This is a genomic window from Mesobacterium hydrothermale, assembly GCF_035818635.1.
GTDB lineage: Bacteria > Pseudomonadota > Alphaproteobacteria > Rhodobacterales > Rhodobacteraceae > Mesobacterium_A > Mesobacterium_A hydrothermale.
The window spans coordinates 1-20,243 of sequence record NZ_JAYLLH010000024.1; the positions used below are offsets into that span (position 1 = coordinate 1).

Annotated in this window: 23 protein-coding genes and 1 pseudogene; 15 read left to right on the forward strand and 9 right to left on the reverse strand. The window is 63.1% G+C overall.

What is annotated here, in order from left to right:
* Positions 1-356: 356 nt before the first annotated feature.
* Positions 357-1,334: a class II fructose-bisphosphatase gene (gene glpX, locus VK792_RS14645; protein WP_326298364.1), complete on the forward strand. Its 978-nt coding sequence runs from the start codon at positions 357-359 to the stop codon at positions 1,332-1,334.
* 231 nt (positions 1,335-1,565) lie between these two features.
* Here glpX and VK792_RS14650 read toward each other — a convergent pair whose 3' ends face one another.
* Positions 1,566-2,306: a YebC/PmpR family DNA-binding transcriptional regulator gene (locus VK792_RS14650; protein WP_326298366.1), complete on the reverse strand. Its 741-nt coding sequence runs from the start codon at positions 2,304-2,306 to the stop codon at positions 1,566-1,568.
* Positions 2,307-2,429: 123 nt separating this feature from the next.
* Between VK792_RS14650 and VK792_RS14655 the strand changes: the two genes are divergently transcribed.
* Positions 2,430-3,155 (forward strand): glutamine amidotransferase, encoded by a 726-nt coding sequence (locus tag VK792_RS14655; RefSeq protein WP_326298368.1) that lies wholly within the window; start codon positions 2,430-2,432, stop codon positions 3,153-3,155.
* Between the two features lie 25 nt (positions 3,156-3,180).
* On the opposite strand, the gene VK792_RS14660 is transcribed toward VK792_RS14655, so the two are convergent.
* Genes VK792_RS14660 through VK792_RS14670 form a run of 3 tightly spaced genes read right to left on the reverse strand, consistent with a single transcriptional unit; the run spans position 3,181 to position 6,713 of the window.
* Positions 3,181-4,959 (reverse strand): SLC13 family permease, encoded by a 1,779-nt coding sequence (locus VK792_RS14660; protein WP_326298370.1) that lies wholly within the window; start codon positions 4,957-4,959, stop codon positions 3,181-3,183.
* 21 nt (positions 4,960-4,980) lie between these two features.
* Positions 4,981-5,904, reverse strand: coding sequence for a DMT family transporter (locus VK792_RS14665; protein WP_326298372.1), 924 nt, complete (start codon positions 5,902-5,904; stop codon positions 4,981-4,983).
* Positions 5,901-6,713, reverse strand: a complete 813-nt coding sequence (locus tag VK792_RS14670) for a TIGR00282 family metallophosphoesterase (RefSeq protein ID WP_326298374.1) — start codon at positions 6,711-6,713, stop codon at positions 5,901-5,903. Before VK792_RS14670 ends, VK792_RS14665 begins: the two co-directional genes overlap by 4 nt.
* A 133-nt stretch (positions 6,714-6,846) precedes the next feature.
* Here VK792_RS14670 and VK792_RS14675 point away from each other — a divergent pair, with 133 nt between their 5' ends.
* The 4 genes from VK792_RS14675 (at position 6,847) to VK792_RS14690 (ending at position 8,676) form a co-directional block, all read left to right on the forward strand.
* Entirely contained in the window at positions 6,847-6,990 is a 144-nt protein-coding gene (locus tag VK792_RS14675; protein WP_326298375.1) for a hypothetical protein, read from the forward strand.
* 136 nt (positions 6,991-7,126) lie between these two features.
* Positions 7,127-8,128, forward strand: a complete 1,002-nt coding sequence (gene gap, locus VK792_RS14680) for a type I glyceraldehyde-3-phosphate dehydrogenase (RefSeq protein WP_326298377.1) — start codon at positions 7,127-7,129, stop codon at positions 8,126-8,128.
* Between the two features lie 195 nt (positions 8,129-8,323).
* Positions 8,324-8,485, forward strand: a complete 162-nt coding sequence (locus tag VK792_RS14685) for a DUF1127 domain-containing protein (RefSeq protein WP_326298379.1) — start codon at positions 8,324-8,326, stop codon at positions 8,483-8,485.
* 29 nt (positions 8,486-8,514) lie between these two features.
* Positions 8,515-8,676: a hypothetical protein gene (locus VK792_RS14690; protein WP_326298381.1), complete on the forward strand. Its 162-nt coding sequence runs from the start codon at positions 8,515-8,517 to the stop codon at positions 8,674-8,676.
* A 65-nt stretch (positions 8,677-8,741) separates the two neighbouring features.
* Here the strand turns inward: VK792_RS14690 and coaD are convergent, their stop codons facing one another.
* The 3 genes from coaD to VK792_RS14705 all read right to left on the reverse strand — a co-directional run bounded on the left by coaD (position 8,742) and on the right by VK792_RS14705 (position 10,724).
* A complete protein-coding gene (gene coaD / locus VK792_RS14695; protein ID WP_326298383.1) occupies positions 8,742-9,242 on the reverse strand; it encodes a pantetheine-phosphate adenylyltransferase in 501 nt (166 codons plus the stop codon).
* 80 nt (positions 9,243-9,322) lie between these two features.
* Entirely contained in the window at positions 9,323-9,757 is a 435-nt protein-coding gene (locus VK792_RS14700; protein ID WP_326298385.1) for a CBS domain-containing protein, read from the reverse strand.
* Positions 9,758-9,818: 61 nt separating this feature from the next.
* Positions 9,819-10,724, reverse strand: a complete 906-nt coding sequence (locus VK792_RS14705; RefSeq protein ID WP_326298386.1) for a LysR family transcriptional regulator — start codon at positions 10,722-10,724, stop codon at positions 9,819-9,821.
* A 104-nt stretch (positions 10,725-10,828) separates the two neighbouring features.
* Between VK792_RS14705 and VK792_RS14710 the strand changes: the two genes are divergently transcribed.
* Positions 10,829-12,328, forward strand: coding sequence for a CoA-acylating methylmalonate-semialdehyde dehydrogenase (locus tag VK792_RS14710; protein WP_326298388.1), 1,500 nt, complete (start codon positions 10,829-10,831; stop codon positions 12,326-12,328).
* Positions 12,329-12,398: 70 nt separating this feature from the next.
* On the opposite strand, the gene VK792_RS14715 is transcribed toward VK792_RS14710, so the two are convergent.
* The gene (locus VK792_RS14715; RefSeq protein WP_326298390.1) at positions 12,399-12,845 is read right to left on the reverse strand and encodes a DsrE family protein; all 447 of its coding nucleotides are present in this window, start codon (positions 12,843-12,845) and stop codon (positions 12,399-12,401) included.
* Positions 12,846-13,048: 203 nt separating this feature from the next.
* Between VK792_RS14715 and VK792_RS14720 the strand changes: the two genes are divergently transcribed.
* The gene (locus VK792_RS14720; RefSeq protein WP_326298391.1) at positions 13,049-13,468 is read left to right on the forward strand and encodes a hypothetical protein; all 420 of its coding nucleotides are present in this window, start codon (positions 13,049-13,051) and stop codon (positions 13,466-13,468) included.
* 7 nt (positions 13,469-13,475) lie between these two features.
* Here VK792_RS14720 and VK792_RS14725 read toward each other — a convergent pair whose 3' ends face one another.
* The gene (locus VK792_RS14725) at positions 13,476-13,907 is read right to left on the reverse strand and encodes a YkgJ family cysteine cluster protein (RefSeq protein ID WP_326298393.1); all 432 of its coding nucleotides are present in this window, start codon (positions 13,905-13,907) and stop codon (positions 13,476-13,478) included.
* 163 nt (positions 13,908-14,070) lie between these two features.
* Between VK792_RS14725 and VK792_RS14730 the strand changes: the two genes are divergently transcribed.
* The 7 genes and pseudogenes from VK792_RS14730 to VK792_RS14760 all read left to right on the forward strand — a co-directional run bounded on the left by VK792_RS14730 (position 14,071) and on the right by VK792_RS14760 (position 20,197).
* Positions 14,071-15,198, forward strand: coding sequence for a carboxylate-amine ligase (locus VK792_RS14730; protein ID WP_326298395.1), 1,128 nt, complete (start codon positions 14,071-14,073; stop codon positions 15,196-15,198).
* Positions 15,199-15,279: 81 nt separating this feature from the next.
* Positions 15,280-16,023: a hypothetical protein gene (locus VK792_RS14735; protein ID WP_326298396.1), complete on the forward strand. Its 744-nt coding sequence runs from the start codon at positions 15,280-15,282 to the stop codon at positions 16,021-16,023.
* A 90-nt stretch (positions 16,024-16,113) separates the two neighbouring features.
* On the forward strand, positions 16,114-17,253 hold the full coding sequence (locus tag VK792_RS14740; protein ID WP_326298398.1) for an acyl-CoA dehydrogenase family protein: 1,140 nt from the start codon (positions 16,114-16,116) through the stop codon (positions 17,251-17,253).
* Between the two features lie 49 nt (positions 17,254-17,302).
* Positions 17,303-18,316, forward strand: a pseudogene (locus tag VK792_RS14745) (enoyl-CoA hydratase/isomerase family protein); the annotation flags it as partial.
* Between the two features lie 33 nt (positions 18,317-18,349).
* Positions 18,350-19,222, forward strand: coding sequence for a 3-hydroxyisobutyrate dehydrogenase (gene mmsB / locus VK792_RS14750; protein WP_326298476.1), 873 nt, complete (start codon positions 18,350-18,352; stop codon positions 19,220-19,222).
* Positions 19,222-19,866, forward strand: coding sequence for a Crp/Fnr family transcriptional regulator (locus tag VK792_RS14755; protein ID WP_326298400.1), 645 nt, complete (start codon positions 19,222-19,224; stop codon positions 19,864-19,866). The genes mmsB and VK792_RS14755 overlap by 1 nt, the downstream gene beginning before the upstream one ends.
* A 130-nt stretch (positions 19,867-19,996) precedes the next feature.
* Positions 19,997-20,197, forward strand: coding sequence for a YgaP family membrane protein (locus VK792_RS14760; protein WP_326298401.1), 201 nt, complete (start codon positions 19,997-19,999; stop codon positions 20,195-20,197).
* The last annotated feature ends 46 nt before the right edge of the window (positions 20,198-20,243 follow it).

A 20,243-nucleotide genomic window follows, 5' to 3' on the forward strand; every position in this document is an offset into this window, starting at 1 on the left:
CATCAGCATGACTCGCACGGCCAGCACCAAATGGGAATCCCAATTCGGACTCGTTTGTCGCGATCAATCCACTAGGTCCGCTGCATGAGGAAAGTCAGGGGTGACCCACGCTTTTGTCCGTTTCGTTGGGTTCCCCTGTTCTGATCTGCGCCGCCCCTGTCCCGCGCGGCGCAACTGTCTTTCCGGTTTGTCCGTGTCGCGGGCCCCAGGAACGGGCGGCCCGGTTTCGCGCGCACCCTCGTGGCGATACCGGGCCAAACGGTCCATCAGCCCCCTCAGCCAACGCAAAGAGGTTGTGGCCAGCCCCGCAACCGCGATAGGACTAACGCAACAATAACCAATTTCAGGAACTGGACATGAGCACCCCCTCCATTTTCGACGATCGTATGCTGTCGCTGGGCTTGGCCCGCGTGGCCGAACAGGCGGCGATCGCCAGCGCCAAGCTGATTGGGCGCGGCGATGAAAAGGCCGCCGACCAGGCCGCCGTGAACGCGATGCGGACTGAACTGAACAAGCTCGACATCAAGGGCGTGGTCGTCATCGGTGAAGGGGAACGTGACGAAGCCCCGATGCTCTATATCGGTGAAGAGGTGGGCACCGGCAATGGTCCGGGCGTGGACATCGCGCTGGACCCGCTGGAAGGCACAACGCTGACCGCCAAGGACATGCCCAACGCGCTGACCGTGATCTCGATGGGGCCGCGCGGGTCGATGCTGCACGCACCGGACGTCTACATGGAAAAGCTGGCAATTGGCCCGGGCTACCCCGAAGGCATCGTATCGTTGGACATGCCGCCGGCGACGCGCGTGTCCGCGCTCGCCACTGCCAAGGGCTGCCTGCCGTCTGACATTACCGTTTGCATCCTTGAACGCCCCCGCCACGAAGACCTGATCGACGAAGTGCGCGCCACCGGCGCCGCGATCCGCCTGATCACCGATGGCGACGTGGCCGGCGTCATGCACTGCGCCGAACCGCATCTGACCGGGATCGACATGTACATGGGGTCCGGCGGTGCGCCCGAAGGCGTTCTGGCGGCCTCGGCACTGAAATGCATGGGTGGGCAGATCCAGGGCAAGCTGCTGTTCCGCAACGATGACGAGCGCGGCCGCGCCGCCAAGGCCGGGATCACCGACCTGGACAAGATCTATACCCGCGACGAAATGGTCACCGAAGATGTCATCTTTGCCGCCACGGGCGTTACCAGCGGCTCGCTCTTGCCCGGAATCAAGCGCGACGAGGTCGGCTGGCTGACCACCGAAACGCTGCTGATGCGGTCCAAGACCGGGTCGGTGCGTCGGATGACCTATCGCAACCCGACCAAGCCGCGCGGGTAACCGGAGCGGCGGCCAGCCCCCGCACCGCAACACAGGTGGGGGGCCAGCCCCCCACACCCCCCGGGATATTTTCAGCCAGAAGAAGACAAGCGCCGGGATTGGCTATCGGCCGTGTCCCGGACTGGATGGCGAACTGATCGGCAGGACCGGGACGAAGGGGTCAAAAGCCGCGGCGTACACAGAAAAAGGCCCGCAGTTTGCGGGCCTTTCATGGGTGTTCGAAGGGCTGGTTTACAGCTGCGCCATGACCTCGTCCGAGGCTTCGAAATTCGTGGTGACGCGCTGCACGTCGTCGTCGTCTTCCAGCGCCTCGACCAGCTTCATCAGCGACTGCATTCCCGCAAGGTCAAGTTCCGTCGTGGTGGTGGGCTTCCAGGCCAGCCTGGTCGATTCCGATTCGCCGAGCTCTGCTTCCAGCGCGGTGGACACATCGTTCAGATCGGTGTCGGCGCACCAGATGGTGTGACCGTCCTCGCCGCTTTCGACGTCTTCGGCACCGGCCTCGATCGCGGCCATCATGATCGTATCGGCATCGCCGGCGTCAGCGGGATAGACGATTTCGCCCTTGCGCTCGAACATGAAGCCGACCGAGCCGGTTTCGCCAAGGTTGCCGCCGTTCTTGGTGAAGGTCGACCGCACATTAGACGCGGTACGGTTGCGGTTGTCGGTCATCGCCTCGACAATCACGGCCACGCCGTTCGGGCCGTAGCCTTCATAGCGGATTTCTTCGTAATCCTCACCGTCGCCGCCGACGGCCTTCTTGATCGCGCGTTCGATGTTGTCTTTCGGCATGGACTGCCCGCGGGCTTCTTTCACCGCGAGGCGCAGGCGCGGGTTCTTGTCCGGGTCGGGATCACCCATCTTTGCCGCGATGGTGATTTCCTTCGACAGCTTCGAAAAGATCTTGGCCCGGATCTTGTCCTGACGGCCCTTGCGGTGCTGGATGTTTGCCCATTTGGAATGGCCGGCCATGGTGACCCCTGTTCTTTGATTGTGTGAATCCGGCGTCTCTATACGGCAGGCGCCCTGACAAGGGCAAGCCTTGCGGCGCGTCAGGGACTGGCGCGGCGCGCGAAGCCACGCTAAAGCGGCAGCATGAAACGGTTCCTGATCCTGCAACTGCGCCCCGAGACCGAGGCGTCAGACGACGAATACGCGGCTTTCCTGCGCAAGGGCGGTCTGACCGAAGATCGCGTGGAGCGCATCCGGCTGGATCAGACACCGCTGCCGGCCGACCTGGATCCGGCCAGCTATGCCGGGGTGATCGTTGGCGGTGGGCCGGGCTGCGTATCTGACGCGCCCGAAACCAAAGACCCGGTCGAGGCCCGGATCGAGGCTGAAATCCTGGGCCTGATGCCGCGCATCACCGATCGGGATGTGCCCTTCATGGGATGCTGCTATGGCATCGGAATCCTGGCGCATCACCTTGGCGCCGAGGTGTCAAAGAAGGCTTTTGGCGAGCCGGTGGGTGCTGTCACCTGCACCAAGGCGGCCGATGACCCGATGCTGGACGGGCTGCCCGACCGGTTCGACGCCTTCGTAGGCCACAAGGAAGCGGTGCAGCACTTGCCCGGGGGGGCGGTGCACCTGGTGCGGTCGGGTCCCTGCCCTTTCCAGATGATCCGCTACAAGTCGAACGTCTACGCCACCCAGTTCCACCCCGAGGCCGACGCGGCGGGGTTCGAAACCCGTATCCGCATTTATCGCCACAAGGGCTATTTCCACCCAGACGAGGCAGAAACGCTGATCGACATGTGCCGCGCGTCGAACGTGGTCTGGCCAGAAGTCGTGTTGCGGAACTTCGTGCAGCGTTTTGGCTGAGGCCCAGGCGCCCTGCGCGTGACGGTCAAAGCGGCCAGAACAACGGGATCAGCAGCGCCGACAGCAGCCCGATCAACAGGTTCAGCGGCACACCGACCTTGAGGAAATCCGAAAACCGATAGCCGCCGGGCCCATAGACCAGCGTGTTGGTCTGGTAGCCGATGGGCGTGGCAAACGAACAGGACGCCGCGACCATCACCGCCACCACCAGTGGGCGTGGATCGACGCCCAGCGCCTGGGCCAGTCCGATGGCAATAGGCGTGACCACAACCGCCACGGCATTGTTGCTGACCGCCTCGGTCAGGACCGAGGTCAACAAAAACACCGCCCAGATCAGCACCGGCCCGGGCAGCACCGCCATCAACGGTGCGATCCAGCCCACCAGCAAGGCAACGGCGCCCGATGCCTCCAGCGCGGCGCCGACGGCAAGCATGGCGAAGATCAACGCAAGAAGGCGGCCTTCGATAAACGAAAAAGCTTCGTCCGCGTCGATGCAGCGGGTCAACAGCACGGCGGCCACGGCAACGACCGCCAGCGCCAGAATCGGCGCCACGCCAAGCGCAGACAGCACCACGATCCCGGCCAGCGCCCCAAGCGCGATGGGCGCATGGCCGCGACGAAAGGCGCGCGCAGAGGGATGGCTGACGTCGACAAGGTCCATTTCATCGGCCAGCCGCTTGATGTCTTCCGACGCGCCCTCCAGCAGCAGCGTGTCGCCGACGCGCACCACGAGTTCGTCCAACTGGCGGCCGATGTTCTGATTCCGGCGGTGCACGGCCAGTGTATAAACCCCGAACCGGCGCCGCAGGCGCAGCGCGCCAAGACTGCGGCCCACCATCTTGCAGCCCGGCGTGATCAGCACCTCGACCGTGGTGGTTTCCTTGGCCGACAACTGGTCGACGCGCTTCAGTTCCTTGTTGCGTTGCAGGCTGAGCAGTTCGGTCATCTGGGTCCGCAGAACCACCACGTCGCCCACTTGCAGCTTCACGTCGGACAGGTTGCGGCGCAGTGATTCATCGCCGCGGATCACGTCGATCAGGCGAACCCCTTCGCGCTTGAACAACTGCACGCCCAGAACTTCTCGTCCGATCAGGTTGGATTCGGGCGGGATCACCGCCTCGGTAAAGAACTTCATCCGCGATCTGTCGGACAGCATCCCCGCTATGCTGCTGCGTTCTGGCAGCAGGAACCGCCCGAACAACGCCAGATAGGCCATCCCCCAGGCCACAAGGATCAGCGCCAGCGGCGTAACCTCGAAGATTGTGAACGGTTCCAGCCCCTGACCGCGGGCAACACCGTCGACCAGCAGGTTGGTCGAGGTCCCGATCAGCGTCGTGGTTCCGCCCAGAATCGACGCATAGCTGAGCGGGATCAGAAGTTTCGACGGTTGCACCCCCAGAACCTTGGCGATCTGCACGAAGATTGGCAGCATCACCACAACAACCGGTGTGTTGTTCATGAAGGCCGACGCCACGATGACCACCACCATGATCCCCGCAACCGCCCGACGCGGGCGGCGCTGAACCTGATCCTGGGCAAAGTTGGTGAAGGCATCAAGCGCACCTGTCCGCACCAACGCCCCCATGACCAGGAACATCGCGGCAATAGTCCAGGGTGCAGGGTTCGACAGCACGTTCAGCGCCGCATCATACGGCAGGATACCCAGCACCAGAAGCACCGCGACCCCACCGATGGCGACCACCTCTGTCGGGTAGGCTTCGCGCACGAACAGCACAAACATCGCGACCACGGTCAGCAATGTGACAGCGGCCTGGCCGTTTTGACTGAGTTCAAACAGGTTCATGATGTCCTTCGGGATCGCGGGTCAGGGGGAATTTTGTCCCAGCGGCGCGGCACTGACAAGCGCGGCACGCGGGCGCGGCTGCACAAAGAACAGTCCTGCCAACATGAGCAGCAGCGACAGCCAGACTGGCCCCGCATACGCTTCGTTCAGGAAGATCATCGACCAAACAAGGCCGAACAACGTGACAAGATAGCTGACCTGCACGGCGAAGACCGATCCGGCCACCCCCACCAGCCAGACATACATCGTATAGGCCAGCACATGCAGCACGGACGAGGCAATCAGCGCATAGTCGGGTGCCCCCCAGGGGCCACGCGGGTCGATGAACTGACCCGACGCCAGCGCCATCGGCAGTGTCAGCAGCGCCCCCACAAGCGACGCGCCAGTCAAGACCTGAACAGACCCCAGCCCCATCGTGCCCCAGCGCGCAACGATGTTGCCTTCGATGGCGTAGCAGGCCGAGGACAGCAACGCGATGGGGATCCACACCGACTGTGCCGGGTCGGGCAACGTGGCATCGGGCAGCGCCAGCATCAGCACCCCGGCAAACCCCAGCCACAGGCCGATCACCCGACGCCAGCGGAAATGGTCGTTGCCCATCGCCAGCGCCAACGGAAAGGACAGCATCGGAATGGAACTCAGCAGGATCGACAGGATCCCCGCCGGCAGGTGCCGCGCGGTGTTGTAATAGACGATGCCGGGGACGATCGTGCCGATCAACGCGATCAGCGCATAGAAACCAAGGTAGCGGGGCGCCAGCGGCAGACGGCGGCGAGTCGCTGCCATGACCGCTCCCAGGAACGCGGCCCCCAGCGTCAGTTGCCAGAACAGCAGACCGAAATGGCGGTAGCCTTCGCTGACCGCGGTCTTGGTCAAGGGCTGCGACGCACCCCAGGCGGCCCCGGCCACCACCAGCAGCGCCAGCAATACCGGTGTCCGTGTCATGGCGTGGATTGCTCCAGCCGACCGCCAAGGCGGATCATCTTGACGGTTGTTGCCTTGCCGGTACGGTCGTCGGTTTCGACATAGACCCCGGACAGCGTTGCCTCTCCCAAGGCTGGCTGGAAACGGCCCTTGGCCATGCCGGTCACAAAGCGGCGCATCGGTTCGGTTTTTTCCATGCCAATGACAGAATTGTAGTCGCCGCACATGCCCGCGTCGGACTGGAACGCCGTACCGCCGGGCAGGATCTGTGCGTCGCCCGTCGGCACATGCGTATGGGTGCCGACGACAAGGCTGGCGCGACCGTCGCAGAAATGGCCCATGCCCATCTTTTCGCTGGTTGCTTCGCAATGCACATCGACAAGGATCATCTTCGCCTGCCCACCCAGCGGATGCGCGCGCAAGACCGCATCGACCGCCGAGAACGGATCGTCAAAGGCGCGTTTCATGAACACCTGCCCCAGAACCTGCAACACCAGCACCTTGCGGCCGCGCCGGTCGCTGAACAGTGCGTGGCCCCGACCCGGCGCACCCTTGGCAAAGTTCAGCGGACGGATGATGCGGGGCTCTTTCTCGATATGGGTCAGCATGTCCTTCTGGTCGAAGGCGTGATCGCCCAGCGTCACCACATCGGCGCCCGCATCCAGGATCAGCTTGGCGTGTTCGCCGCTCAGCCCCATCCCGTTCGACGCGTTTTCGCCGTTCACAACGACGAAATCCAGTTTCCATTCGTCCCGCAGGCGGGGCAGGTTTTCAGAAATTGCCTGACGTCCGGCACGGCCCACGACGTCGCCCAGAAATAATGTCTTCATGATTTCAGCCCTAGTGCCAAAGCCCCAGATTGCAAAGCAGAAAGCGCAGCCGGCACCGCTTGCAACCTCTGCAGCCTTCCGGCAGCATGGCGGATACGCAATGCCAAAGCGGACCAAGGGCCGGAGCACCGCCATGACCAATTCCATTGCCATCGTGCTGGGCCTTCTGATCGTGGCGGGAATCGCCGCCGACCTGACATTGTTCGAGGGGCAGAACCTCGTGTTTCTGGGCAAGAAATTCTACGATCTGCTGCAATGGATGGCGTTCTGGCGCTGACCGCCTAGCACCTTCGCGCCCGCAGAACCTCTCTTTGCCGTTGCAGAAAGACTCCTTGACTTTTTGCAGAGCCTCTGATTGTTAGCGATAACAATTCTACCCGCAGTTCTGCTTTGACCGACAAAGGACCGTTTCCATGACCCTGACCGTTGCAATCAATGGCTTTGGCCGCATTGGCCGCAACATCCTGCGCGCCCTGGTCGAATCCGGCCGCACCGATATCGAGGTGGTCGCGATCAACGATCTTGGCCCGGTCGAGACCAACGCCCACCTGCTGGAATTCGACAGCGTGCACGGGCGCTTTCCGCATCATGTCAGCTTTGGTGACGGATGGATCGACGCCGGCCGCGGCAAGATCCGCACCACCGGGGAACGCAACCCCGCCGACCTGCCCTGGGGCGACGTGGACATCGTGCTGGAATGCACCGGCAAATTCAAAAGCCGCGACGCCGCGCAGGCCTATCTCGACAACGGCTCCAGCCGGGTCCTGATCTCGGCCCCTGGCAAGAGTGTCGACAATACAGTGGTTTACGGTGTGAACCACGAAACGCTGACCGGCGATCACATCATCGTTTCCAATGCGTCTTGCACCACCAACTGCCTGGCGCCGGTCGCCAAAGTGCTCAACGACACGATCGGCATCAAGCGCGGCTTCATGACCACGGTTCACGCCTATACCGGCGACCAGCCGACGCTGGACACGTTGCATTCCGACCTGTACCGCGCCCGTGCGGCTGCGGTCAGCATGGTACCGACGTCAACCGGGGCGGCCAAGGCCGTCGGGCTGGTTCTGCCGGAACTCAAGGGCAAGCTTGATGGCGTTGCGATCCGGGTGCCGACACCCAACGTCTCTGCCGTCGACCTGACCTTCGAAGCCAGCCACGCGACAACCGCCGAGGAAATCAACGATGCCATCCGCACCGCCGCCGACGGCCCGCTGAAGGGCATCCTGGGCTATACCGACCGCCCGAACGTCAGCATCGACTTCAACCATGACAGCCATTCCTCGGTGTTCCACACCGACCAGACCCGCGTGATGGACGACACGATGGTGCGCATCCTCAGCTGGTATGACAACGAATGGGGGTTCAGCTGCCGGATGCTGGACACCGCGGCGCATATGGGCAAGTTCCTGTAAAAAATAGAAAAAACTACGACACTTTGGCCCTCGGTACGAACCGGGGGCCTTTTTCGTTCGTGTCCGCGCCGGTTCAAGACCCCAGCCCTTGCAAAATATGCATGGCGACCTCGCGTTTTCGGAAATTGTGCTGCGCCGCAGCATTGCTATGTTAGCGCTACAAGGAAACGAAACAGAGACACACAGGAGACAACGATGACCCTGTTTACCAACCTCCGCAGCCGCATGGCAAAAGCCGCAGCCTACCGCCGTACGGTGAACGAAATCCGGCGCATGCCGAAAGACGTGGCCGACGACCTCGGGATCTATCCCGGTGACGCACGCCGCATGGCGTATCGCGCGGTCTACGGCCTGTAATCCACTCGAACGTTGAAAGGATCTGACACATGACGGGTTTTTTGAACACCTTCAGCACCGCCATCGCCAAGCGCCGCGCCTTCGCCCGCACCCGCGACGAACTGCGCGCGCTCCCGCTTGATGTAAAGCTCGACCTCGATATTTCGGGGATTGAAGACAAGGTTGCGCATCTCGCCGTCTACGGACGCTGAACGCGGGCGATACTGACGACAAAGCCGCCTTTCGGGGCGGCTTTTGCATTTTCAGGGCCGGATGATCAGCCCATTTCAGCAAAGCGCCGGATCAGCGCCTGATGCACCGGCGGGGTCACGAACTTGCTGACATCGCCCCCCAACCGGGCGATTTCCTTGACCAGCTTCGAGGCAATCGCCTGCCGCCGTGCGTCGGCCATCAGGAAAACCGTTTCGATGCTGGAATCCAGCGCACGGTTCATGCCGACCATCTGGAATTCGTATTCGAAATCGGCCACGGCGCGCAGCCCTCGCAAGATCAGCGATGCGCCGACATCGCGGGCGCAGTCGATCAGCAGGTTTTCAAACGGGTGCACGACAATCTCTGTCCCGGACTTGTCCGACAGCGCAGCGCACTCCGCCTCAATCATGGCGACGCGCTCTTCCAGTGAAAACAACGGCCCCTTGTCGCGGTTGATCGCAACGCCGATCACCAGCCGGTCGACCAGAAGCGCGGCGCGGCTGATGATGTCGATATGGCCCAGGGTGATCGGGTCAAAAGTGCCGGGATACAGGCCAATGCGCATCGCATGCCCCTTTCGTGGTGGTCCGCATTCGCGGCGCACGCAACATTATTGCGCCGCAGAATGCAAGGCCATTCCGGTCGTTAAAACCCCATGATCATGCCTTCAAGCGCATCCTTTTCCATCGAAAGCTCTGACAGGCGGGCCTTGACGACGTCCCCGACCGAAATAAGCCCGACCATTTCGCCGTTTTCCACCACCGGGATGTGACGGAAGCGGCGTTCGGTCATCATCGAGAGAATCTGGTCAGCGGTCGCATCCAGCGAACAGGTCACCACCCTGGTGGTCATGAAATCGTCCACCGTTCCGATCAGGCAGCCCGACCCCGTCTGCGACAATGCCGTAACGATATCGCGCTCTGACAGGATCCCGTCCGGTGTCTTGCCATCCTGAGAGACGACCACCGTCCCGATACGCTTCTCTGCAAGGATCCGCGTCACCTCAGAGATCGTCGCATCCGGCTTGACGGTGAACACGGTATCGTCGGCCTTGCTCTTCAGGATCTGTGCTACTTTCATGTCGGTCGGTCCTCCCGCTGTCCTCGCTCCGGTCCCAGCGTGATGGGGGTGCGACATTCTGTCAAGCCAGACCTTGAACCAAGGCCTCCAACCGTTGCACTTCGCGCCGCAATCCGGTGCTCAGCGCCTCGATCAGCCGATTCATCCGGTCCGAGCGGCGGTCATCGGCGTGGCGGACAAGATAAAAGCTGCGGTTGAGCGAGACTGTTTCCGGCAGCACCGGAACCAGATCGGGCGCCAGCGGCATGGCAAAGGCGTGCGCGATCCCCAGCCCCGCCCCCTGTCGCAGCCAGTGGAACTGCACCGCGACCGAGTTCGACGCAAGATTCACCCGGTCCAACCCAAGCTGCGCGAGGTAGTCGAGTTCCTTGTCGAAGATCATGTCGGGAATATAGCCGACGATCCGGTGGGCGCGCAGGTCGGCCAAGGTGCGGATCGGCGGATGGCGGTCGAGATAGCCGCGCGTCGCGGCCAGTGTCAGGCGATAGTCGGTGAGCTTCTGCACCGTCAGCCGCCCAGCGGTGGGCGCGCTGACCGCGATGGCCAGGTCGGCCTCGCGCTTGGACAGGTTTACTACGCGGGGCAGCGCCACGATCTGCAATTCCAGGTCGGGGTTGTCGTCGGACAGGGCCGCACAGACCTGCGGCAGAAGGAAATTCGCGCAACCGTCCGGCGCACCGATCCGCACCTGCCCGGACAGCGTTCCGGGGGCACCCGCCACCGCCTCGGACGCGGCCTGCATCGCCTGCTCGGCTTCTTCGGCGTGGCGCATCATCCGGCTTCCGGGTTCCGTCAGCGCATATCCCTGCGGCGACTTCACGAACAACGGCGTGCCAAGCGCGGCCTCCAGCCGGGCGATGCGGCGACCCACGGTGGCCGGATCCATCCGCAAGGCCCGGCCCGCAGATGACAGACCCTCGGCCCGGGCCACGGCCAGGAAGATCCGCATGTCTTCCCAGTTGGTCATCGCGCCTTCCTTTGCAAAATTGCAAAACACCTTTGGGACATTGCCTCTTTTCCGCACAATTCTGCAAGACTAATCTGCCGCCAGAGTTTCTAGGAGGAGCCCCCATGAAAGAGCTGTCACATTACATCAACGGCGAACACGTCAAAGGCACGTCGGGACGTTTCAGCGATGTCATGAACCCCGCCACCGGCGAAGTTCAGGCGCGTGTGCCCTTGGCCAGCAAGCACGAGATGGACGCCGCCATCGCCGCCGCCGCAGCCGCGCAGCCCGCATGGGCCGCCACCAACCCGCAGCGCCGCGCCCGCGTGATGATGAAGTTCGGTGCCCTGATCAACGAACACATGGAAGAACTGGCAGAGCTGGTCAGCCGCGAACACGGCAAGACCATTCCCGATGGCCGCGGGGACGTTCAGCGCGGCCTTGAGGTGATCGAGGTCTGCATGGGCGCGCCGCACATGCTCAAGGGCGAATTCACCAATGACGGTGGCCCGGGCATCGACCTGTATTCCATGCGCCAGCCGCTGGGCGTGGTTGCGGGCATCACGCCCTTCAACTTCCCCGCCATGATCCCGCTGTGGAAAATGGGCCCGGCCCTGTCCGCCGGCAACGCCATGATCCTAAAGCCGTCCGAACGCTGCCCCTCGACCTCGATCCGCCTTGCGGAACTGATCGAGGAAGCCGGCCTGCCCAAGGGCGTGCTGCAAGTGGTCAACGGCGACAAGGAAGCCGTGGACGCGATCCTCGACAATGACACGATCGCCGCTGTCGGCTTCGTGGGGTCGACCCCGATCGCGCAATATATCTATGGCCGTGCCTGTTCCAACGGCAAGCGCGCGCAGTGCTTCGGCGGCGCGAAGAACCACATGATCATCATGCCCGATGCCGACCTGGACAAGGCCGCAGACGCGCTGGTCGGTGCCGGTTTCGGCGCGGCCGGTGAACGCTGCATGGCGATCTCGGTGGCCGTGCCAGTGGGCGACGCGACCGCGGACGCGTTGGTCGAACGCCTGATCCCGCGCATCGAAAAGCTGAAGGTCGGCCCCTACACCGCGGGCGAAGACGTGGATTACGGGCCGGTCATCACCAAGCAGGCCCAGGAACGCATCAAGGCGCTGATCACCAGCGGCGTCGATCAGGGCGCGACCCTGGTCCGCGACGGTCGGGACTTCAGCCTGCAGGGCTACGAGGACGGCTATTTCGTCGGCCCGACCCTGTTCGACAACGTCACCCCGGACATGGACATCTACAAAGAGGAAATCTTTGGCCCGGTCCTGAGCCAGGTGCGTGCAAAGTCCTATGACGAGGCGCTGAAGCTGACCATGGACAACCCCTATGGCAACGGCACCGCGATCTTCACCGCCGATGGCGACACCGCGCGCGATTTTGCCAACCGGGTCAACGTCGGCATGGTCGGCATCAACTTCCCGATCCCGGTGCCGCTGTCCTACCACTCGTTCGGCGGCTGGAAGAAGTCGGCCTTCGGTGACCTGAACCAGTATGGCCCCGACGCCTTCAAGTTCTACACCAAGACCAAGACCGTCACCGCGCGGTGGTTCTCTGGCATCAAGGAAGGCAGCCAGTTCAACTTCAAGGCAATGGACTGATCGTTTTGCCCCTGAAAAACAAAAACGCCCCGGTCGCAGGACCGGGGCGTTTTCGTTGTCGGCGGGCGCTTTACCAGCTCAGGGTCTGCATGTCCTCGCGGAACAGCCAGCCTTCGACCACGGGCCAACTGCCCATGACAACACCATCAATATAGTCCTCCTTGGTCAGCCCCGCCGCCTGTGAACAGGCCGCGCACATCAGGACGGTACCGCCGTCCGCCATGAACGCCTTGAGCATATCCTGGATCGTGGTGCCTTGTTCGGCCATCACGCCGGGGATATTGCTTGGGCGTTTCTTGTCCGCCAGGTAGACCGCGCGCACGTTCAGCCAAATCGCGGTGTCGTGCCCGCCCTTCAGCGATTTCTGATGCGCGAACATGATCGCCTTTGCGGCAGACCAGGTGTCGTCGGTGGTCAGGTTGACAAACAACCCGCGCTTTCCATCCTCTGCCGAAGCCGCCAGCGGCAGAATTACCAGAGAAAGCGCCAAAAGCATCTGCTTAAAAAACGTTTTCATTGTCCACTCCTTGAATTGGGATTCATGTTTGCAGCAATGCGACGGCGGACATTGTCAACACAAGCAAAACATTCCAGCGCTGGAATGATAGAATGTCGCACCTGGAAAAGGCTTCAGCCTGGAGTTGAATAAAGTGGACTGACGCGAACTAACGTCTAAGTTGTGTTCAGACTGTCCCCACTGTTGAGCCAGGCCAAATCCGAATGACCGCCAGCTATACGATCTACACGCACCACAATCTTGTCATCGTGCGCTACAGCGGGCGGATCACCAACGCACAGATGATGCGGGCCCTGATCGATTACAGCAGCGACCCGCACTTCGCCCCGGGTCAATCACAGCTGATCGACCTGAGCGAGGTCCACACATTCGATATAGATTTCAAAGGCATGATGCAGGTGAACACCCGCAAGGCCGACCTTTTCAATGACACATCCGCCCCGGTTATCAGCGTGTATATCGCCCCCGATGAAACGGCCTTTGGCATGGCGCGGATGATGCAGCAACTGGCCGAAAGCCTTCCGATGCTGACAACCATCATTCACCGCGACGAAACCGCGGCGCTGGCCGAACTTGGCCTGCGCGACAAACGGTTGATGACCTTCTACGCCAGGGCCCCCTGAACGCCCGTCAGGCCCCGGCGCGATCCGGCGCACCCCAGGCCGCCCCGAAGACGGGCGCGGGCGTCGTTTCTTGCGCCACGACCAAAGGCTCGGGCTGTGGTGGCATCGCGGGCGGTATCGTCACTGGCAGGCGCATCGCGTCCGCCAGGTGTATCCTGTGCTGGCGTGCCTTTCGGCATTCGAAAGACCCGGCACGGAACGCCCGGCAGGCTTCTGGCCGCCGATTATAGATCGCGCAGACCAGTTCGGCACCTGCCGTTCGCGTCAGTTGCGTGCAATGCCCGCCGCACATCGACATGTAGCGCTTGCCATCGACCGAGGTCGTGGCGCTGTCGGGAATGGCGCGGTCCCGGTCCTCGGGCAACAGGGCGATATATTTGGCATGGGTGCCGAAACAGCAGGCACCGCAACGGATGCAGTCAAACTCCGAAGGGGTCATCTGGTATGTCCGAAAAGGCGCCGGCGGGGCCGACTCTCTGCCCGTCGCGTGCGCTGGCGCGGCAATTAGAACCACGCAAGGCGTCTGTCCAGTGATTTTGCGGGCTTGCCCGGCGTGTCCGCAGAGGGTCAAATACCTGTCGACAGGCGCAGGGAGGCACGCCATGACCGAACCCGATTTCACCCTTGGCATCGAGGAAGAATACCTTCTGGTCGATCTCGACAGCCTGGCCCTGCGCGAGGCGCCCGAAGGGCTGATGGAGGATTGTGCCGCTGAACTGGAAGGCCAGGTCAGCCCCGAATTCCTGCAATGCCAGATCGAGATCGGGACCAAGGTCTGCGCCGGGGTCGATCAGGCCCGCGAAGATCTGAAACGCCTGCGCGGCACCGTGTCGAAACACGCGAAAACCCATAACCTCGCACCCATCTCCGCCTCGTGCCACCCGTTTTCCGACTGGAAGGACCAACACCACACCCGCAAGGACCGCTATGACGACCTGAGCCGCGACCTGGGCGGCGTGGTGCGCCGCCTGCTGATCTGCGGCTGTCATGTGCATGTCGGGCTGGGCGACGACCCGCTGCGCGTCGACCTGATGCGCCAGATGGCCTATTTCCTGCCGCACCTTCTGGCGATGTCGTCGTCGTCGCCGTTCTGGCAGGGCCGCGACACCGGCATGGCCAGCTATCGCATCAGCGTCTTCGACAACCTGCCCCGCACCGGCCTGCCGCCGCAGTTCGACACCTGGCAGGATTTCGAACGCTCGGTCGCCGCGCTGACCGATCTGGGCGTGATCGAGGACAGTTCGAAAATCTGGTGGGATTTGCGCCCCTCGTCCCGGTTCCCGACGCTGGAAACCCGCATCATGGACGTGCAGCCCCGGCTCGAGGATGCGCTGACGCTTGCGGCGTTGAACCAGTGCCTGCTGCGCATGCTGTGGCGGTTGCGCACCCGCAATCAGCGCTGGCGGATCTACGACAATTTCCTTGTCGGCGAAAACCGCTGGCGGGCGCAGCGCTATGGCGTGACCGAGGGCATGATCGACTTCGGTCGCGGCGAAATCGTGCCCTTCCCCGAACTGATGGACGAGATCATCGACCTGGTCGAGGAAGACGCCGGCGTTCTGCGCTGCCTGACCCAGATCGAACGCGCCCGCGACACCGCGCTGTCGGGCACCTCGGCCCAGCGGCAGCGCGCGGTCTATCGCGATGCGCTGGCTGCCGAGGACGACCACGACCACGCCATGCAGGCCGTGGTGCGCCACCTGATCGAGGAATTCCACGACGGGCTTTGACCCTCGACACCCGGACGCACCGGGGGGTGACATTTCCCCCGCGCTGGGGCATTGGAAGGGCCAGCAAACGGAGGGCGCAGCATGATCGTCGCGAATATGGCCACCTACCCCGCCCGGGGTCAGCATCTGCGCCAGGTGGTGGACAGCCTGCTGCCCCAGGTCGACCGGATCAACCTTGTGTTCAACGAATACGACACGATCCCCGACTGGGCCGCAACGGCGGACAAGATCAACGCCGTGATCCCGGACAGCGATCAGAAGGACGTGGGCAAGTTCTATGTCGAAACGCCCGAGGCAAAATGGATCGCCTTTGTCGACGATGACATCATCTTTCCCGCCGACTACATGCAGACCTCGATCGCCCGGATCGAGGCCTTGCCGACCGACCGCACCTTTTGCGGCTATCACGGGTCGATCTACGAAAAGCCGCGGTTCGGCCTGACGCCGTCGCGCCTGTTCAAGTATTTCTCGCCGCTTGAAACGGTGATCCAGCGGTCGCGGCGGAATTTCGTCTTCACCCGGTTGCTGGAAAAACCAACAATCGTCGACCAGATCGCCACCAACACCTCCTTCATCCGCGGCTCGGACATGCCGCCCTATGCCTACATGAAGGACAGCCAGAAATTCGTCGACGTGCGGCTGGCGAAATGGTGCTTTGAAAAGGGCATCACCTCGGTCTGCCTGCCGCGCGCCAAGGGCTGGCTGGATGAATACCGTTACGACGAAACCATCTATCACGGCTTCACCCGCCGCGGGCACCCCGAAGTCGGGCGCGAAGTCCTGAGCTACGCCTTCAAGACCGCCACGGTCGGTCAGCCGATCTGACCCGTTCCGGCCTTGCATCCCCCGGCACTTTCGGCATTATGAACAAGCGTTCAATTCATGCGCCGAACGTCACGCTCTGGGAGGAAGCCGATGGATTTCGCACTTAGCGAAGAACAGACCGCCATTTACGATATGGCCCATGCCTTCGGGCAGGACCATATCGCGCCATTTGCCGCGCAGTGGGAAGAGGACGGGATCATCCCCAAGGACCTTTGGCCCAAGTTCGGCGAACTTGGGTTCGGCGGGCTTTACGTCAGCGAAGAATCGGGCGGCGCGGGCCTGTCGCGCCTGGATGCCACGCTGGTGTTCGAAGCACTGTCGATGGCCTGCCCGTCTGTCGCGTCCTTCCTGTCGATCCACAACATGTGCGCCCGGATGCTGGACGCCTATGGCAGCGACGACCTGAAAGACCGCTACCTGACGCCCGCGATCAGCATGGACACGGTGCTGTCCTACTGCCTGACCGAGCCGGGATCGGGCTCGGACGCCGCCGCGCTGAAGACACGGGCGTCGAAGACCAACGAAGGCTACCGCCTGACCGGCACCAAGGCCTTCATCTCGGGCGGCGGGTATTCCGACGCCTATATCGTCATGTGCCGCACCGGAGATGACAGCCCGCGCGGCATTTCCGCCGTGGTGATCGAGGACGGCGCCGAAGGCCTGTCCTTTGGCGGGCTTGAGAAAAAGATGGGCTGGCGGTCCCAACCCACCCGCCAGGTGCAGATGGACGACGCCTTTGCGCCGCTGGAAAACCTGCTGGGCGAGGAAGGCAAGGGCTTCCGCTATGCCATGGCGGGGCTGGACGGCGGACGGCTGAACATATCGGCCTGTTCGCTGGGGGCCGCGCAGGCGGCGCTCGATGCCACGATTGCCTATATGGGCGAACGCAAGGCATTCGGCAAAACCATCGACCAGTTCCAGGCGCTGCAATTCCGGCTGGCGGATCTAGAGATCGAGCTGCAGGCCGCCCGCACCTTCCTGCGCCAGGCTGCGTGGAAGCTGGACCAGGGCGCGCCCGATGCCACCAAGTTTTGCGCCATGGCCAAGAAATTCGTGACCGAGGCCGGGTCCAACGTCGTCAACCAGTGCCTGCAGCTGCACGGCGGCTATGGCTACCTGTCCGACTACGGGATCGAGAAACTGGTCCGCGACCTGCGCGTGCACGAAATCCTGGAAGGCACGAACGAGATCATGCGCCTGATCGTGGCGCGGGATTTGCTGAAGGGCTGAGATCGGGCCACTCTGATCGACGCAAGGGCCACGAGGACAGGCAAACACCATGACCGACATCCACATCCGCACCGAAGGCCGTGCGGGCCGCATCACCCTGAACCGGCCCAAGGCGCTGAATGCGCTGACCTATGACATGGCGCTGGCGATCGAGGCCGCGCTGGACCGCTGGTCCGATGATCCGGCCGTCGCGCTTGTGATGATCGACGCCGAGGGCGAAAAGGCGTTTTGTGCCGGCGGCGACATTGCCGAGCTTTATCGCACCGGGACAGCCGGGAATTTCGCTTATGGACAAAAATTTTGGCGAGATGAGTATCGACTGAATGCAAAAATGTCCGAATATGGAAAGCCCATCGTCAGCTTCCTGCAAGGCTTCGTCATGGGCGGCGGGGTCGGCATCGGGTGCCACGCAAGCCACCGCATCGTCGGTGACAGCAGTCGCATTGCCATGCCGGAATGCGGCATCGGGCTTGTGCCGGACGTGGGTGGCTCGATGCTGTTGGCCCGCGCGCCCGGGCGGCTTGGCGAATACCTGGGCCTGACCGCGTCTCGGATGGGGCCCGGCGACGCGATCCACACCGGCTTTGCCGACACCTACATCCCCGAGGCAGAGTGGGACGAGCTCAAGGCCCGGCTGATCGACAGCGGCGACGTGGCGGCCATCGCCACCGCCGCCCACCCCGCCCCGGGATCGCTGCTGGAAGGCCAGGCGCCCGAGATCAACGCGCTGTTCGCCGGCGAGGCGCTGACCGACGTGCTGAACCTGCTGAACGCCGCCGACAGCGAACTGGCGGCGCAGGCGCTCAAGGCGATCAGCCGCAATTCGCCCCTGGCCATGGCCTGTGCGCTGGAAATGATCCACCGGCTGCGGCAGGGCGTCCCGAGCATTCGCAAGGCGCTGGAGCTGGAATACCGCTTTACCTTCCGGGCAATGGAACATGGCGATTTCCTTGAAGGGATCCGCGCCGCGATCATCGACAAGGACCGTAACCCGCAGTGGAAACACAGCCCCGATGGCGTTCCCGCCGTGGACGTGTCTAAGATGCTGCGACCGCTGGGCAAGGACAGCCTGAGTTTTGAAAGGGAGGACAAGGGCATGAAGATCGGATTCATTGGCCTGGGCAACATGGGTGCGCCGATGGCGGCCAACCTGGTGAAGGCCGGGCACCAGGTGACGGGCTTCGACACCGCGGGCGTCACTGTTGACGGCGTTGTCACCGCCGACACCGCCGAGGCGGCGGCCAGCGGGCAGGACGTGGTCATCACCATGCTGCCCAACGGCGCGATCCTGCGCGCGGTGGCGGCACAGGTGATCCCTGCAATGGACAAGGGCGCGGTGCTGCTGGACTGTTCCACCGTCGACGTGGACAGCGCGCGCGCCGTGGCCGACCAGGCGACCTCCGCGGGCTGTTCGGCACTGGATGCGCCGGTGTCGGGCGGCGTCGGCGGGGCGACCAACGGCACGCTGACCTTCATGGTGGGCGGACCCGAGGCCGCGTTCGAAACCGCCAGGCCCCTGTTCGACATCATGGGCCAGAAAGCCGTGCATTGCGGCGACGCGGGCGCGGGTCAGTCGGCCAAAATCTGCAACAACATGATCCTGGGTGTCACCATGATCGCCACCTGCGAAGCCTTCGCGCTGGCCGACAAATTGGGGCTGGACCGGCAAAAGATGTTCGACGTGGTCAGCACCTCGTCTGGCTACAGCTGGACGATGAACGCCTATTGCCCGGCGCCCGGCGTCGGGCCGACAACGCCCGCCGACAACGGCTACAAGCCCGGTTTCGCGGCCGAACTGATGCTGAAGGACCTGGGCCTGTCGCAGCAGGCGGCGGAAGCGGTGGACGCCGACACGCCCATGGGAGCCGCCGCGTTGGCGCTTTACCGGCAGTTTGTCGAAGACGAAGACGGCCGTGGAATGGACTTTTCCGCCATGCTGCCGCGCTTCGAAAAACGTGGCCGCGGCTGATGGTCTGGGCCGCCTCGGCGTGCCTGCCCGGGCTGGACGCGGCAACCGCGTCCACGCTTGACCGGCTGGTGCCGATGGCGGTTCCCGCGGGCACTGCGCTGTTTCACCCAGGCGAAGAGGTTACGGGCTTTGTCGTCGTGCTGTCCGGCCGCGTCGAGGTGTTCCTGACCGGCCCCTCGGGGCGCGATATCCTGCTCTATGCCGTCGAACCGGGTCAAAGCTGCGTGCAGTCCACGCTGGGGCTTTTGGGCGACGACTGCTATTCGGGCGAAGCGATTGCCAAGACCGATTGTCGGCTGGTCATGATCCCGCGCGCGCTGTTCCTTGACTTGATGGGCCGCTCGGCCGGGTTCCGGGGGTTTGTCTTTTCCGCCTTTGCGCAACGCATGAAATCCATGACACAACTTATTGAAAAAGTTGCCTTTCAGCGGATCGAGGCGCGTCTGGCAGAGGCCTTACTGGAACGGTCGCAAGACGGCACTGTCACCGCAACCCACGCGGAACTGGCGGTGATCATCGGCTCTGCCCGGGAAGTGGTGTCGCGCCGCCTGGATGCCCTGGCGCGGCGCGGGATGGTACGGTTGGAGCGCGGGTCCGTACAAATTCGCGATGCCGATGCGCTGCGCCTTCTGGCCGAAAGCTGAGCCCAAACCCGCCTTTCCTGCCGCAACCCACGCAGGAGTGTGACAAGGTCACTGACGACTCAGGTCAGAGTCGTGGTATAGCATGGGTATCAAGCGGGGGCTTTTCCCCAGGAATATCGGGAGTATCGATATGTTTAAGAAGAACGTTGGCAGCGTGGACCGCGTTGTCCGCATCGTCGTTGGCCTGGCCCTGATTGCCGGCTATTTCCTGAATGGCGGCGGCGCCTACAGCTGGCTGTACCTGCTGGGCATCATCCCGCTGGCAACCGGCCTGATCGGCAGCTGCCCGCCCTATGCGCTGCTGGGCATCAACACCTGCAAGACCAAGTAACCCGGTCCGCACGGCAACCAAAGGGCGGCCCGGAAACGGGCCGCCT